Genomic DNA, 15,657 nt, shown 5'->3' with positions numbered 1-15,657 from the left:
AAAGGACAGAACCAGCCGTGTGGAGAGATTGCGCAGGCAATGCTCGACGCGCTGCCGCATCCGGTGATCCTGATCGTCGGCGACATGGGTGTCGCGGCGTGCAACAGCGCCGGCGAGAACTTCTTCCAGGTCAGCTCGACGTTCCTCACGCGGCACGGCCTGCGGCAGTTCGTGCCGTTCGGCAGCCCGCTTCTGGCGCTGGTCGAGGAAGTGCGCCGGCGCGGCACACCGGTCAACGAATACCGGGTCGACATCGGCTCGCCGCGGATCGGCAGCGAACGCGTCGTCGACATTCATGCCGCGCCGATGCCGACGCCAGCCGGTGCGGTCGTCGTCATGCTGCAAGAGCGCTCGATGGCCGACAAGATCGACCGTCAACTTACGCACCGAAATGCCGCGCGTTCAGTGACCGGTCTTGCCGCGATGCTGGCGCATGAGATCAAGAACCCGCTTTCAGGTATTCGCGGCGCCGCGCAGTTGCTCGAACAATCGGCGGATGACAGCGATCGGGCACTGACCCGGCTGATCATGGAAGAGGCCGACCGGATCGTCGAACTGGTCAACCGGATGGAGGTCTTCTCCGATGACCGTCCGACGGATCGTATGCCGGCCAATATCCACGTCATTCTGAACCGGGTGAAGCGCATCGCCCAATCAGGTTTCGGGCGCGATATCCGTTTCGTCGAGGAATACGACCCTTCGCTGCCGCAGGTTTTGTGCAATCAGGACCAGATCATTCAGGTGTTCCTCAATCTTGTGAAGAACGCGGTCGAGGCGATCGGCGACAGGCCGGACGGAGAGATCATCCTGTCGACTGCGTTCCGTCCCGGCATCCGCCTGTCGGTGCCGGGCGGCGGCGACAAGGTCAGCCTGCCGCTTGAATTCTGCGTGCGCGACAACGGGCCCGGCGTGTCGGAGGACATCCTCCCGCATTTGTTCGATCCGTTCGTCACCACCAAGATCAACGGGACCGGCCTCGGTCTCGCGCTCGTCGCCAAGATCGTCAACGACCATGGCGGCGTCATCGAATGCGACTCCCAACCCAACCGCACGGTCTTTCGTGTGCTCATGCCGGCCTATACGGGTGAGGCCGGCGACGATCCCACCGTGGCGGAGGAAAGCTGATGTCTCTTGGAAAAATTCTCGTCGCCGACGACGACACCGCCATCCGCACCGTGCTCAACCAGGCGCTTTCGCGCGCCGGCTACGAAGTCCGGCTGACGTCCAACGCGGCGACGCTATGGCGTTGGGTGAGCGAGGGCGACGGCGATCTGGTCATCACCGATGTGGTGATGCCGGATGAAAACGCCTTCGATCTGCTGCCGCGGATCAAGCGGTTGCGACCCGACCTGCCGATCATCGTCATGAGCGCGCAGAACACCTTCATCACAGCCATTCGGGCTTCGGAAAAGGGCGCTTACGATTATCTGCCGAAGCCGTTCGACCTGAAGGAGCTGATTGCGATCGTCGGGCGTGCGCTCGCCGAGCCGAAGCGCTCCCACAAGGCCGATGAGGGCGGCGAAGGGGCCGATACGATCCCGCTCGTCGGGCGTTCGCCGGCGATGCAGGAGATCTACCGGGTTCTCGCCCGGCTGATGCAGACCGACCTGACGGTGATGATCAACGGCGAGTCGGGCACCGGCAAGGAGCTGGTCGCGCGCGCGCTGCATGACTACGGCAAGCGGCGGAACGGGCCGTTCGTTGCCATCAACATGGCGGCGATCCCGCGCGATCTGATCGAGTCCGAGCTGTTCGGCCACGAGAAGGGCGCGTTTACCGGCGCCCAGAACCGTTCAGCCGGTCGCTTCGAGCAGGCCGAGGGCGGCACGCTGTTCCTCGATGAAATCGGCGACATGCCGATGGAAGCACAGACGCGGCTTCTGCGCGTGCTGCAGCAAGGCGAATACACCACGGTTGGTGGGCGCACGCCGATCAAGACCGATGTGCGGATCATCGCGGCGACCAACAAGGATCTGCGGGTGCTGATCAATCAGGGCCTGTTCCGCGAAGATCTGTTCTTCCGCCTCAACGTGGTGCCGATCCGGATTCCGCCGTTGCGCGAACGCGCCGATGACATCCCGGATCTGGTGCGCCATTTCTTCTCGCAGGCGGAACGCGAAGGCCTCGGCGCCAAGCAGATGGAGCCGGCCGCCGTCGAGATGCTGAAGCGCTATCGCTGGACCGGTAACGTTCGCGAACTTGAAAACCTCGTGCGCCGTCTCGCGGCGCTCTGTCCCGACGACACGATCACGGCAAGCCACATCGCCCAGGAACTGGAGCGGCCCGTCATGGTGCCGGCCGGCGAGCCGGTTGCCGAGGCGGACAACCTTCCGGGCTTCATGGAGCAGTATCTCGCCAAGTATTTCAATCAGTTCGGCGATGATCTGCCGCCTCCGGGCCTGTTGCAGCGGATCCTGCGCGACGTCGAATACCCGCTGATCACGGCTTCGCTTGCGGCGACGCGCGGCAATCAGATCCGGGCGGCGGAACTGCTGGGCGTCAACCGCAATACGCTGCGCAAGAAGATCCGCGATCTCGATATCCAGGTCTATCGCGGCATGCGCTGACCACTAACTCGTACCACGCGACCCCGCTGGACTTTTTGTCCGGTGAGGTCGGAATTCGGCTGTCTCATTTTCGCAACAATGTTGTAAGATTGCTACGCATCGCTTCGGATTCGCGGCGCCCTTCGCCGGCGGAACTGGGGCGTGTTTCTTGTGCCGAAATGCCGATTGGCTCCCGCCAGTCGCCGGCATGTCATAGCAAATCTGCAGGGATTGCCTCGTGGACGAAATAGTCCCGCATCAGAATCCGCCGCTGCCGGGAGATAGTGACGACGAGGATTCGCGGCCAGCCAAACGCTGGCTAAGCGTGAGGTCGCTCGGTCTCGTCATTGTCATCGTCACGCTGGTGTCGTTGGCGATCACCTTCCTGATCCTGACGGGGTCGACGACGATACCGCCGACCAAGACCGTCGTGCGGGTCGCGATGGCGATCAACGGGATCCTTGCCGTCGTGCTTATCGGCACCATCGGCTGGGAGATTCTCAGCCTGGTGCGGGCGCGTCGGCGCGGTCGTGCGGCGGCGCGGCTGCATGTGCGCATTGTCACGCTGTTCAGTGTGATCGCGGCATTCCCGGCGATCGTGGTGGCGATCACAGCGTCGATCACGCTCGACCAGGGTCTCGACAGATGGTTTCAGGACCGAACGCGGGGCATCGTTTCCAACGCGCTGACGGTGGCCAATGCCTATCTGCAGGAACACGCCCATGTGCTTCGCGGCGACCTGATCGCCATGGGTGCGGATGTCGACCGTGCCAAGCAGCTCTATGACTACGAGCCGAGCCGGTTCGACACGTTCTTTCAGACACAGGCGTCGCTGCGTCTGCTGCCGGCGGCCTATCTCGTTGGCCCTGACGGCAAGGTGATCACCAGCGCGGTCCTCAACCCCGAAATGAACGTGTTGATGCCGCCTCCGCAGGCGATCAGCCAGTCGGCTGTCGGCAAACCGGTCCTGATCGCGCCCGGGCCGTCCAATCTCGTCGGCGGCGTCGTGAAGCTTGCGGCCTATGAGGACACCTATCTCTATGTCGTGCGCATGCTCGACCCGCGGGTGATCGAATATCTGCGTCTGGCCAAGGAAAACGCCGACGAGTACTCGCAGATGGAAGAAAACCGGTTCGGCGTGCAGGTCGCGTTCGGGCTGGTCTATATCGGCGTCGCGCTGGTTCTGTTGCTCGTCTCGATCTGGATCGGGCTTGGCTTCGCAAACCGGCTGGTTGCGCCGATCCGTCGGCTGATTGGTGCCGCCGACCAGATTTCGCGCGGCAATCTCGACGTCACCTTGCCGATCAACGGGCGTGAGGGCGACCTTGCGCGGCTCGGTTCGACGTTCAATACGATGACAGGCCAGCTTCGCCATCAACGTGGTGAGCTGCTTGCGGCAAACAAACTGATCGACCGTCGGCGTCGCTTCACCGAGGCCGTGTTGTCGGGTGTCACGGCCGGTGTTCTCGGTATCGACGAGGGCGGATCGGTGACCCTTGCGAACCGCTCCGCGGTGGAGCTTCTGGAAGTCAACGAAGCGCTTCTTATCGGCCATCCGATCGAAGATACGGTGCCGGAACTGCGGCACATCGTGGAAGAGGCGCGCAGCGACACGTCACGGGAACGTCTCGAGCAGATCACGCTTTTACGCGACGGGCGGGAACGCATCATTTCGGTGCGGGCCACCAACGAGCGGTCGCCGAGCGAAGAACACGGAATCGTGGTCACGCTCGACGACATTACCGATCTGGTCTCGGCGCAACGTGCCTCGGCCTGGGCCGATATCGCGCGGCGGATCGCGCATGAGATCAAGAACCCGCTGACACCGATCCAGCTCTCGGCCGAGCGCCTGCGCCGCCGCTACGGGCGCAAGATCGAGGACGATACGGCGGTCTTCGATCAATGTGTCGACACGATTATCCGCCAGGTCGGCGATATCGGTCGCATGGTGGACGAGTTCTCCGCCTTTGCCCGCATGCCGAAAGCGGCGATCACGCCTGGGGACCTTACCGAGGCGGTCTCGGAAGCGGTGTTCCTGCAGACGGTCGGCAACCCGGAAATCGAGATCACGACGGAATTTGCCGAAAAGCCGATGCCGGCGACGTTCGATCACCGGCTGATCACACAGGCCGTGACCAATGTGGTGAAGAACGCCACCGAGGCGGTTGAGGCGGTTCCGGCGGAAGAGCAGCGGCCGGGCAAGATTCATGTCCGGACCTATCGCGACGGGGATTTCTTCGTCGTCGACATAATCGACAACGGTATCGGGCTGCCGGTCGAAAGCCGGCGACGTCTGCTCGAGCCGTATATGACGACGCGCAAGAAGGGCACGGGCCTTGGCCTGGCAATCGTCGGCAAGATCATGGAAGAGCATGGTGGCTGCATCGAGTTGCTCGACGCGCCCGCGGTCGCCGAAGGCGGGCATGGTGCGATGGTGCGGCTGCTGCTTGCCGCGCACGACGTCAACGCAGACTCCGAAGACAATCAGCAACGCCCAGAAGAACGGTCGGAAAACGATGGCTAGCGATATTCTCATAGTCGACGACGAAGCTGATATCCGCGAACTGGTCGCGGGCATTCTCGATGATGAAGGGCACGGGACGCGGGTTGCAGGCGATGCGGATTCGGCGCTTGCGACCATCGCCGAACGGCGACCGTCTCTGGTGTTCCTTGATATCTGGCTGCAGGGCAGCCGGCTCGACGGCCTGGCGTTGCTCGACGAGATCAAGGCCGGGCACCCGGACCTGCCGATCGTGATGATTTCCGGCCACGGCAATATCGAAACGGCGGTGTCGGCGATCCGCCGCGGGGCGTATGACTATATCGAGAAGCCGTTCAAGGCGGACCGGCTGGTGCTGGTCGCGGAACGTGCGCTCGAAGCCTCGATGCTGAAGCGCGAGGTCAAGGAGCTTCGCCAGCGTAGCGGTGAGGCGCGACAACTGGTTGGCTCGTCGTCGGTGATGAACCAGCTGCGCCAAACCATCGAGCGCGTGGCGCCGACCAACAGCCGAATTCTGATTTCGGGTCCGTCGGGTTCCGGCAAGGAACTCGTCGCGCGCACGATCCACGCGTTGTCACACCGCGACAGCAGTCCCTTCGTCGCGCTGAATGCCGCCGCCATCACGCCGGACCGGATGGAAGAGGAGCTGTTCGGCACCGAAACCGAGGGCGGCGTCGCGCGAGTCGGCGCGCTTGAAGAGGCTCATGGCGGGACGCTCTATCTCGACGAAATCGCCGATATGCCGCGCGAAACGCAGAACAAGATCCTGCGAGTTCTGGTCGAACAGAAGTTCCAGCGCGTCGGCGGGTCGACACGGGTTCATGTCGATGTTCGCGTAATTTCTTCGAGTGCGCGAAACCTCGAGGCGGAGATCGCCGACGGCCGTTTCCGCGAGGACCTGTTTCATCGTCTGAGCGTCGTGCCGCTGCGAGTTCCGGGGCTGTCGGAACGGCGGGAGGATGTGCCCGAGCTGGTGCAGTTCTTCATGCAGCAGGTGTCAGGTTCGACCGGGATGCCGGTGCGCAATATCGGCAATGACGCAATGGCGGTGCTGCAGGCGCACGACTGGCCGGGCAACATTCGCCAACTTCGCAACAATGTCGAACGGCTGCTGATTCTGACACGCGGCGATCCCGACGCGACCATCACGGCAGATCTGTTGCCGGCGGAGATCGGCGCGATGCTGCCGTCGCTGTCTTCGAACAGTGGTGGCGACCACCTCATGTCGTTGCCACTTCGCGAAGCGCGCGAGATTTTCGAACGCGACTATCTCAAGGCGCAGATCGATCGCTTCGGAGGCAATATCTCGCGCACCGCGGAATTCGTCGGCATGGAGCGTTCGGCGCTGCACCGCAAGCTGAAGTCGCTGGGCCTCGGCTAACGGCGCCTCCGCGCCATTCATCGCCGCGAAACCGATGCGGCGCTTCATCCACGAAAGCTGACCTGTGCCGGCGTCCGGCTGGGAATAGTAGGCATGCGCACCAAATTAGGGCGTATACGTAATGTATTAATGCGTCGTTTTTGCTAAATAGTTCGAAAACCACACATTACGTAAGGTTATTTTGTTCGAGATTCCGTATTTGCAGCACCTAGGATTCAACCCCTAACGGATATTGGGCAAATATTCCGCACTATAACTTGGCGTTAACCACTTCCACGCAATCAATACTGGCAACTCGTCCGCTTTCCTTCGAAGCGCGCGAGTCGCTGGGGTCTCGATGTGGCAGGGAGAATGGTGATGAGTGCGAAGTCGGAGCAGGTCGCAGGATTTATTCGCACCGCGGGTCTTGGGGAAGAGAACGCACAAACGGTCTGGGGTGACCTGTCGAGGGATATTCAGAAGGACCTTGCGGATTTCTATGACGAACTGCAGAAATTTCCCGAACTCTCGAAGATCATTTCCGACCACAATGACGTCGAGACCCTGAAGAAGGCGCAGATCAATCACTGGTCCTTGCTGTTTCAGGATGAACTTACCGAAGAATATCGACGCCGAGCGGTCAATATCGGGAACACACACACCCGGATCGGGGTCAACTCGACGTGGTATATGTCGGCCTACGCTTGGCTTTTGATCCGCTTCGTTCCAGTGCTGACCGAGAAGTATCGGATGCGCCCGAAGAAGCTCAATCAGGCGCTGAAGACTCTGATCTACCGCGCGTTTTACGACATGATCCTGTCCAACAGTGCGTATGAGGATGGCGTGATTGCCGAGAAGGCGAACGAGGTCGAGCATGAGGGCGACCTGCACAACCTGAAAAACCTCGCCAATACGGTTTCGGATGTCAACGAGGTGGCGCTCGATCTGGCCTATCTGTCCGGCAACAGCCGTGAGGTCAGCGTCAACTCGCAGACGATCTCGGCGGCGGCGAGCGAGCTGGTCGCTTCGGTTGAGGAGATTTTCCGCAACTCCGAAGGGGCGGCGGCGGACGCCAGTGAGACCGATCATACGGTCAGTGCCGGGCGGAACGCGGTTTCGAAAGTCTCTGAATCTATTGCCAATATCGCCGAAGCCGTCGACGAGACCGCGCAAAGCGTCGATCAGCTTTCCAAGGCTTCCGAACAGATCGGCCAGGTGCTGACGGTTATCGAGGATATTGCCGCGCAGACCAATCTGCTTGCCTTGAACGCGACGATTGAAGCGGCGCGGGCCGGCGAGGCGGGAAAGGGATTTGCCGTCGTTGCGTCGGAAGTGAAGGGCCTCGCGACCCAGACCTCGCGCTCCACGGAAGATATCGCGCGGCGGGTCTCCTCGCTTCGCACCGGTATGAATGCGATCCTCTCAACGATGGAGCAGTCGAAAAACGCGGTGGTTGCCGGCCAGGATGCCATTCAGGACGCGGCCTCGACGATCGACCAGATCGCCGAACAGGTCGGCAATGTCTCGGTCAAGATGAGCGATATTGCCGGTATTCTGCAGCAGCAGAAGGACTCCAGTGTCGAAATATCGCAAAGCATTGACCGGGTCGCCGATACGGCATCGGAAAACGAAGAGCGGCTGGTGCGCATGGCCGGCAAACTGCACAGCAGCAACCAGCGCTTCTCCGAGAGTGCAAAGTACTGGTTCAAGACGGATTCGCATCGCGCCACCTGCGAGATGGCCAAGATCGACCACGTGATGTTCAAGAAGCGCGTGGTCGACATTCTGCTCGGTACCGAGACGCTCGACGGTGCCGGCTTGCCCGATCACATCAGTTGCAATCTGGGCCGCTGGTACGAATCGATCAAAGACAGCGAAGTCCGGGATCTTCCGGCGTTCGCGAAACTCGCCGCACCGCATCGCCGCCTGCATGATGCCGCGCGAGAAACGCTCGATGCGCATGCGCGCGGCGACAAGGAAGCCTCGATGGCTGGGCTCAACGTCCTCAACGAGGCAAGCAGCGAAGTCCTGTCCGTTCTCGATGAACTCTCCGACATGCTGTTCGGCGAACTGGCGCATATCGATCGTCGCACCTATCGGCGAAAGGTTGCCCGAGGAGAACTGAAGACCCGTGTCGGCGACGCCGAAAAGAAACTGGAACTGCGCAATATGTCGAGTGGCGGGGCGGGCGTTACCGGTCTGACCAAGGACGATGTCGGCAAGCAGGTGCAACTCGATGATGAAGGGGAAATCACCGGCACGGCGGTTTGGTCGGACGGCATCAGCGGCGGTGTGAAGTTCGACAAGCCGATCGCCGAGGACATCCTCAAGCGCTACCTCGAAGGGTAGGGTCAGGTTGTCGCATTCCGGGACGAGGGGCGGAGCGGAAACGTTTCGCCCTTTTTCGTTCGTGATGGGATCGGGGAAGTCTTCCGAAGACGCCTTTTCGCGAAGCTGCCAAGATCGCGGTTTGCGTTTGTTCGGCGGCGCGGTAAAACAGCGGCAACGAAGCAAGAGGGATCTTCATGAAGGTCTTAATCTGTGGCGCCGGGCAGGTTGGTTACGGTATCGCCGAGAAACTTTCGGCCGAACAGAACGACGTCACGGTGATCGATTCCTCACCGGATCTGATCAATGCGGTACGAGAGAATCTCGATGTGCGCGGCTTTGTCGGGCACGGCGCGCATCCTGATGTGCTGCATCAGGCTGGCGCCGATCAGGCAGACATGCTGATTGCGGTGACCCTGTATGACGAGGTCAACATGGTCGCCTGCCAGGTTGCGCACTCGCTCTTCAACGTGCCGACCAAGGTCGCCCGTGTGCGCTCGCAAAGCTACCTGCAGCCGCACTGGCAAGATCTGTTTTCGCGCGACCACCTGCCGATCGATGTGATCATTTCGCCGGAAATCGAAGTGGGCGAGATGGTGTTGCGTCGGCTGGCATTGCCGGGGGCGGTCGAGACGGTGCGTTTCGCAGATGATCAGGTCATCGTGGTCGGCATCATGTGCGATGAGGACTGCCCGGTTATCGATACGCCGATACGGCAATTGTCGGAGCTTTTCCCCGATCTCGGCGCGGTTGTCGTCGGCATCTTCCGCGATCAGCGGCTGTTCGTGCCGCGCATCAACGACACGATGCTAATCGGCGACCTCGTCTATGTGGTCGCGCGGCGTGACCAGGTTGCCCGCACGCTCGGAATCTTCGGGCATGAGGAACCGGAGGCGAACCGGGTCGTTATCGCCGGCGGCGGCAATATCGGTCTCTACGTATCGCGCGCGCTGGAACAGCGTCAGGCACGGGCCAAGGTCAAGATCATCGAAGCGTCGCGCGATCGCGCGATCGGCATTGCGGACCAGCTCAAGCGCACGGTCATCCTGCACGGCAACGCGCTCGATCAGGAGATCCTGCGTGAGGCGGACGTCCACGAGTCGGACACCATGATCGCCGTGACCAACGACGACGAGGTCAATATCCTCACCAGTGTTATGGCAAAGAAACTCGGCTGCCGGCGCAATCTCTGCCTCATCAACAACACCAGCTATCATGCGTTCGCGCATGCGCTTGGCATCGACGCGCATATCAACCCGCGCGCAGTGACCGTGTCGAAGGTGCTGCGCCATGTGCGGCGTGGCCGCATCCGCGGCGTTCACTCATTGCAGAATGGCGGCGCGGAAGTGATCGAAGCCGAGGCGCTGGAGACGTCGCCGCTGGTCGGTCATCCGCTGCGCGATCTCGATCTGCCGGACGGCATCCGCATCGGCGCGATCTACCGCAACGGCAAGGTGGTCATTCCGCGCGGCGACGCGCAGATTCAGGCGAGCGACCGCGTGGTGATCTTTGCCGTCGCCGGGCGCGTGCGGCAGGTCGAGCAGATGTTCCGCGTCAGCCTCGAGTTCTTCTAGGCCGTCTGCGATGACCGGCATCCTCTACTATTTCGCCAGCATCCTCGCGGGGCTCTCCGTCGCCATGCTGTTGCCGGTGTTCGTCGCAGCGTCGTTCGGCGAAATGCGTGTGATGCAGGATTTCGCGCTGGTGGCGACGCTGACGGTGTTCGTTGCCGGGGCAACCTCTTTCGCGTTGTCGGGGCAAGGGCGGCGGCTTGCGAATGCCGGCGGCTATTCGCTGATCGTCGTCATCTGGGTCGCGACGCCGTTGATTGCGTCGCTGCCGATGGTGGTGGCGACGGAGCTTTCCTTCATCGACGCCCTATTCGACGCTGTGTCGGGCCTGACGACCACCGGCGCGAGCGTCGTCACGCGCGTTGAGAGTTTGCCGAAAGCGCTGATTTTCTGGCGTTGCGAACTCCAATGGCTCGGCGGGTTTCTGACGCTTCTGTCGATCCTCATGATATTGGCGCCGGCCGGGGTGGGCGGCCTGCCGAACCGCCACATTCGCTTGCTGGAAGCCTCGGGACGCCAGGACGACAGGCGCATCGAACACCTGCTGCAGGAAACGGCAATCGGCTATGGCGCTGTTTCGCTTGCCTGCTTCGTCGGGCTGATGGTTGCCGGCCTGCCGATATTCGATGCCCTATGCCTTACCTTCACCACCGTGTCGACCGGCGGTTTCCTGCCGCATGACGGCACCATCGCCGACACTGCGGGGCCTGGCGCGCAGCTGTGGCTCTGCCTGTTCATGATCATCGGGGCAACCAGCGTTCTTTGGCACAGCATGCTCGTGCAACGCCGCTGGCACATGTTGCTGCAGCACCGGGAGAGCTACTTCGTGATCGGGACCGCGCTGGTGCTCGGGGTGGTGTATGCCTTCGTGTTGTTCCGCGCCGCCGGCTCAGCCGACGTGCTGCCGCCGCTGACCGCGTTGCGCGAAGGGGTGTTCACGGCGGTGTCGCTGGTCTCGACAACCGGCTTCGAGGTGCGCGAAGGCGGTTTTGCCGTACTCGCATTCCCGCTCGTTCTTTTCATCGCGATGATTGGTGGCGGTGCGTTTTCAACCGCCGGCGGGCTCAAGCAGTATCGCTTTGGCGGCATGCTGGTTCAGGCCTTCCGCGAACTCGATCGGATTCTTTATCCGCACGGGATCAGGCCGGCGCGCTTCGGCAGCCAGGCCTACGATATCCAGATGATGAAGGCGGTCTGGAGTTCCTTTGCCGTCCTTACAGGCGTGGTTCTGATTTCCGCGATCATTCTGTCGCTCAACATGCCGGACGCGGAAGGGGGAATCCTCGCCGCTGTCGCGCTGCTCAGCAACAGCGGGCCGATCTATGAGAGTGCTTGGCAGGAAGGCATTCGCACCTGGCCGTTGTTCGGCGCCTTCGAAAGCTGGGAAAAAGGTTTTGCGATTTTTCTGATGATCATTGGCCGCATTGAGATCCTTGCCCTTTTCGGCGCAATCAACCGAACCTACTGGTACCATCGCTAAACCGAGCATGGCCGCGATGAAGGCGATCGTGTGCTGCGTTTCGGTCTTTTCGCGCGGCCCGGATACGCGCTACGATGCGACGTCTCCCAAGCGGACCGGCACCTTGTCGAACGTCAGGGTGGCGGTGTCCAGCACGGCCTGTCTCACCGGGTCGTCATGAAAATGATGTGAGGATCCAATGACCCGTACGGCTTATGTGAACGGGCGCTACGTGCCGCATGGCCAGGCGGTGGTGCACATCGAGGACCGCGGCTACCAGTTTGCCGACGGGGTCTATGAGGTGTGCGAGATTCGCGACGGCATGGTCGTGGACGAGACCCGCCACCTCGACCGGCTCGAGCGGTCCTTGCGGGAATTGCGGATCGCCATGCCAATGGAGCGCAAGGCGCTTTCGATGGTTCTGCATCAGGTCGTGCGTAGGAATCGAGTCCGCAACGGCTCGGTCTATCTCCAGGTCACGAGGGGGGTCGCGCCGCGCGATCACTATTTTCCAACCAAGCCGGTGCGTCCTAGTCTTGTGATGACGGCACAGCCCGGAAACCGGACCGCGGCCGAGGCGATTGCGGCTGAAGGCGTGCGCGTCATTACCCGCCCGGACAATCGCTGGGAGCGGGTGGACATCAAGACGATCGGTCTGTTGCCAAACGTGCTTGCCAAACAGGCGGCGCGGGAAGCGGGTGCGCGCGAGGCGTGGCTGGTCGATGCCGGCGGGTATGTCACAGAGGGCGGCTCGACGAATGCGTGGATCGTGACTATGGATGGCGTCCTGGTCACGCGGCCGGCGGATACGGGCATCCTGAAGGGCATCACGCGTACAGGCGTCCTTGATATGGCGGCAAAGCTGGGGCTTGCGGTCGAGGAGCGGGCATTCACCGTGGAAGAGGCCAAGCGCGCGCGCGAAGCCTTCATGACGGCTGCCAGCACGATCGTCATGCCGGTTGTTCAGATCGACGATGCGACCATTGGTAACGGGCAACCAGGGTCGATCACAATTAGTTTACGCCAGCATTTTCATGACAATGTTGAGCAGACGCCGCTATGATCGGGGTGACGGTCATTTGCGTCGGGGGGAGTTTCCTTCCGCGTACGTGTTGCGTATGATTTCGAAAGCCGGTGCCTGATGTACATAGGATGCCAATGTACGCGGGTTCAGGGGCAGGGCTCGCACAGGCTGGAAGTTCGAAAAACAAAACGAACAAAATTAGGAAAAAAAATCAGATGGCGGACCGCGGGCAAAACCTCCAGGACACCTTTCTCAACCACGTTCGCAGAAACAAGATCCCCCTCACCATTTTCCTCATCAATGGCGTGAAGCTGCAGGGTGTGGTTACGTGGTTTGACAATTTTTGCGTGCTGCTTCGCCGCGACGGGCACTCCCAACTCGTCTACAAGCACGCCATTTCGACCATCATGCCCAACCAGCCGGTTCAGCTGTTTGAATCCGGTGACGAGGCTGGCGAGTAGGACTGAGTTTGATTGAAGCCGACTGATCGGCCTGTCTCGGACCACGATGTGCCGTCGGAAGAAATTTCCGACGGTGAGGGTGGTGCTACGCGCGCGCTTGTACTCGTCCCGATCCTGACCGGGCGGCAGCACGGTGCAATCCAGACCGACGCAGACGGGACAGACGTTGAGCGTGCGCCTGAAGCGCGGCTCGAGGAAGCCGTCGGTCTTGCCTCCGCCATCGATCTCGACATCGTCGAAGCCCAGCTTGTGCGAATTTCCGCGCCGCGCCCGGCGACGCTGTTTGGCTCGGGCAAGGTTGAGGACATCGGCGCGATCATCAAGGTCGAGTCGGTTTCGCTGGTGGTCGTCGACCATGCGCTTACGCCGATCCAGCAACGCAATCTGGAAAAGGCGTGGGGCGCCAAGGTCGTCGACCGGACCGCGCTTATCCTGGAAATCTTCGGTGCCCGTGCGCGGACCAAGGAAGGGCGCCTGCAGGTCGAGCTCGCCCACCTCAATTATCAAAAGAGCCGGCTGGTGCGCTCATGGACCCATCTGGAACGCCAGCGCGGCGGTTTCGGTTTCATGGGCGGTCCCGGCGAAACACAGATCGAGGCCGACCGGCGGCTGATCCAGGAGCGCATCGCGCGGCTTGAGAAAGATCTCGAGCAGGTTCGCCGCACCCGATCATTGCACCGGCGGGCGCGCAAGAAGGTGCCGCAGCCGGTGGTTGCCCTGGTCGGCTACACCAACGCCGGAAAGTCGACGCTGTTCAACGCGCTGACACGCGCCGAGGTCACGGCGCAGGATCAGTTGTTCGCAACGCTGGACCCGACGCTGAGGCGGGTCGCTCTGCCGCATGGTGGCGAGGCTATCCTGTCCGACACCGTCGGTTTCGTGTCCGACCTGCCGACCCATCTGGTTGCGGCCTTCCGCGCCACGCTTGAAGAGGTCGTCGAAGCCGACATCATTCTCCATGTCCGCGACATCAGTCATCCGGACAACGCCGCGCAGGCGCATGACGTTGCCGAGACGCTGGCGCTGCTTGATATCGACAGCCGCGACAGCAAGCGGGTCATCGAAGTCTGGAACAAGATCGACCGGCTCGATCCCGAGCAACACGACCGCCTGCTTGAGCAGGCGTCGAAGGAGACGCCGGGGCGCGTTTCGGTCATTGCGGTATCGGCCGTATCGGGCGAGGGGATCGACGCCCTTGTCGCGGCTATTGACGAGCGTTTGACAGCCGACCACATCTCGGTCGATCTGACGCTGCCCGTCAGCGAGGGCGCGATGCTTGCCTGGCTGTACCGGCACACCGAAGTGGTCGAGCGGGTGGAAGAGGACCTCGACCTGCATTTGCGTGTTCGCGTGTCGAAGCGACAGGCCGGCGAGTTCCGGCAACGGTTTTCGTCCTACCTTACAACAGACGAATTTCTTGTTGACGAATAATTGCCTTGCGCTCGTATGTTATAGGAATTTCTTCATTTAATATATGAGCTTTCCGGCTTCTCGGCTGTTGCGCACGCGTACCGGGCGCTTTCTAAGGCAGAAAACTCCACCAAGGTTCTGTATTTACTTGCCCTTTGGGGCCGTCTTGGCTTCCTGCCACAGCGCTTCCATCTCGTCGAGGCTGGCGTCCTGCAATGTGGAGCCTTGTTCTCCAAGGCGCGTTTCGATGTGGCGGAAACGGGTGCGGAATTTCTCGTTGGTCCGCTGCAGCGCCTTTTCCGGATCGATGTGGAGATGGCGCGCCAGATTGGCGACCACGAACAGAAGATCGCCGATCTCGTCCTCGATGCGGTCCTTGCTTTGCTCCGGCGCATTCAGTTCGACTTCGATTTCGCCGAGTTCCTCGTGCATTTTGTCCATGACCGAGGGAACGCTGTTCCAGTCGAAGCCGACGGTACCGGCGCGTCGCTGAAGCTTTTCGGCGCGCATCAGAGCGGGCAGGGAGATCGGCACGTCATCGAGCAGGCTCGGTGCCCGTTCCGCTGTGCCGTGCGCGGCGTGACGGGCAGCCTTTTCCGCTTTCTCTTCGGCCTTGATGGCGTCCCAGATTGCCTTCGACATGCCGGCTTCGTGTTGCTTCTGGTCGCCGAAGACATGCGGGTGGCGGCGGATCATCTTCCTGGTGATGGCGTGTACGACATCGCCGAAATCGAAGATGTCCTTTTCCTCGGCCATGCGGGAATGGAAAACCACCTGCAGCAGGAGATCGCCGAGTTCGTCGCAGATGTCGTCCGTATCGCCGCGATGGATCGCGTCGGCGACCTCATAGGCCTCCTCGATCGTGTACGGCGCGATGGTCGAGAAGTCCTGTTCCAGATCCCAGGGGCACCCGGTGACGGGGGTGCGGAGCGCCGCCATGATTTCGAGGAGGCGGGCAATATCGCGCGACGGCTTCATGAGATCGTCCTGGGTTGCGA

Annotated in this window: 11 protein-coding genes; 10 read left to right on the top strand and 1 reads right to left on the bottom strand. The window is 61.5% G+C overall.

Going from position 1 to position 15,657, the window contains the following annotated elements; all coding sequences use genetic code 11:
- The first annotated feature begins 39 nt into the window (after positions 1 to 39).
- The 10 genes from C0606_02870 (at position 40) to hflX (ending at position 14,680) form a co-directional block, all read left to right on the top strand.
- Complete coding sequence (locus C0606_02870) at positions 40 to 1,125, top strand: two-component sensor histidine kinase (GenBank protein ID PLX39677.1); 1,086 nt, start codon at positions 40 to 42, stop codon at positions 1,123 to 1,125.
- A complete protein-coding gene (gene ntrC, locus C0606_02865) occupies positions 1,125 to 2,567 on the top strand; it encodes a nitrogen regulation protein NR(I) (GenBank protein PLX39472.1) in 1,443 nt (480 codons plus the stop codon). Before C0606_02870 ends, ntrC begins: the two co-directional genes overlap by 1 nt.
- Positions 2,568 to 2,817: 250 nt before the next feature.
- Complete coding sequence (locus C0606_02860) at positions 2,818 to 5,070, top strand: PAS domain-containing sensor histidine kinase (GenBank protein PLX39676.1); 2,253 nt, start codon at positions 2,818 to 2,820, stop codon at positions 5,068 to 5,070.
- A complete protein-coding gene (locus C0606_02855; GenBank protein PLX39471.1) occupies positions 5,063 to 6,427 on the top strand; it encodes a sigma-54-dependent Fis family transcriptional regulator in 1,365 nt (454 codons plus the stop codon). The genes C0606_02860 and C0606_02855 overlap by 8 nt, the downstream gene beginning before the upstream one ends.
- Before the next feature lie 351 nt (positions 6,428 to 6,778).
- Complete coding sequence (locus C0606_02850) at positions 6,779 to 8,755, top strand: hypothetical protein (GenBank protein PLX39470.1); 1,977 nt, start codon at positions 6,779 to 6,781, stop codon at positions 8,753 to 8,755.
- Positions 8,756 to 8,931: 176 nt separating this feature from the next.
- Positions 8,932 to 10,308 (top strand): Trk system potassium transporter TrkA, encoded by a 1,377-nt coding sequence (locus C0606_02845; GenBank protein PLX39469.1) that lies wholly within the window; start codon positions 8,932 to 8,934, stop codon positions 10,306 to 10,308.
- 10 nt (positions 10,309 to 10,318) lie between these two features.
- The gene (locus tag C0606_02840) at positions 10,319 to 11,785 is read left to right on the top strand and encodes a hypothetical protein (protein ID PLX39468.1); all 1,467 of its coding nucleotides are present in this window, start codon (positions 10,319 to 10,321) and stop codon (positions 11,783 to 11,785) included.
- A 178-nt stretch (positions 11,786 to 11,963) separates the two neighbouring features.
- On the top strand, positions 11,964 to 12,827 hold the full coding sequence (locus C0606_02835) for a D-amino acid aminotransferase (GenBank protein PLX39467.1): 864 nt from the start codon (positions 11,964 to 11,966) through the stop codon (positions 12,825 to 12,827).
- Between the two features lie 176 nt (positions 12,828 to 13,003).
- Positions 13,004 to 13,249, top strand: coding sequence for an RNA chaperone Hfq (locus C0606_02830; protein PLX39466.1), 246 nt, complete (start codon positions 13,004 to 13,006; stop codon positions 13,247 to 13,249).
- A 12-nt stretch (positions 13,250 to 13,261) separates the two neighbouring features.
- Entirely contained in the window at positions 13,262 to 14,680 is a 1,419-nt protein-coding gene (gene hflX / locus C0606_02825; GenBank protein PLX39465.1) for a GTPase HflX, read from the top strand.
- A gap of 123 nt (positions 14,681 to 14,803) precedes the next feature.
- Here the strand turns inward: hflX and C0606_02820 are convergent, their stop codons facing one another.
- Entirely contained in the window at positions 14,804 to 15,637 is an 834-nt protein-coding gene (locus C0606_02820; protein PLX39464.1) for a nucleoside triphosphate pyrophosphohydrolase, read from the bottom strand.
- Between the last annotated feature and the right edge of the window lie 20 nt (positions 15,638 to 15,657).

The sequence above is a fragment of the Hyphomicrobiales bacterium genome (genome assembly GCA_002869065.1).
Lineage (GTDB): Bacteria > Pseudomonadota > Alphaproteobacteria > Rhizobiales > Rhodobiaceae > Rhodobium.
This window is presented reverse-complemented; position numbering and strand designations above follow the sequence as displayed.

What these genes read in the sequence shown, in the direction of transcription:
- C0606_02870 (PLX39677.1), top strand. Translation starts at nt 40, where the DNA reads ATGCTCGACGCGCTGCCGCATCCGGTGATCCTGATCGTCGGCGACATG.
- ntrC (PLX39472.1), top strand. Translation starts at nt 1,125, where the DNA reads ATGTCTCTTGGAAAAATTCTCGTCGCCGACGACGACACCGCCATCCGC.
- C0606_02855 (PLX39471.1), top strand. Translation starts at nt 5,063, where the DNA reads ATGGCTAGCGATATTCTCATAGTCGACGACGAAGCTGATATCCGCGAA.
- C0606_02850 (PLX39470.1), top strand. Translation starts at nt 6,779, where the DNA reads ATGGTGATGAGTGCGAAGTCGGAGCAGGTCGCAGGATTTATTCGCACC.
- C0606_02845 (PLX39469.1), top strand. Translation starts at nt 8,932, where the DNA reads ATGAAGGTCTTAATCTGTGGCGCCGGGCAGGTTGGTTACGGTATCGCC.
- C0606_02840 (PLX39468.1), top strand. Translation starts at nt 10,319, where the DNA reads ATGACCGGCATCCTCTACTATTTCGCCAGCATCCTCGCGGGGCTCTCC.
- C0606_02835 (PLX39467.1), top strand. Translation starts at nt 11,964, where the DNA reads ATGACCCGTACGGCTTATGTGAACGGGCGCTACGTGCCGCATGGCCAG.
- C0606_02830 (PLX39466.1), top strand. Translation starts at nt 13,004, where the DNA reads ATGGCGGACCGCGGGCAAAACCTCCAGGACACCTTTCTCAACCACGTT.
- C0606_02820 (PLX39464.1), bottom strand. Translation starts at nt 15,637, where the DNA reads ATGAAGCCGTCGCGCGATATTGCCCGCCTCCTCGAAATCATGGCGGCG.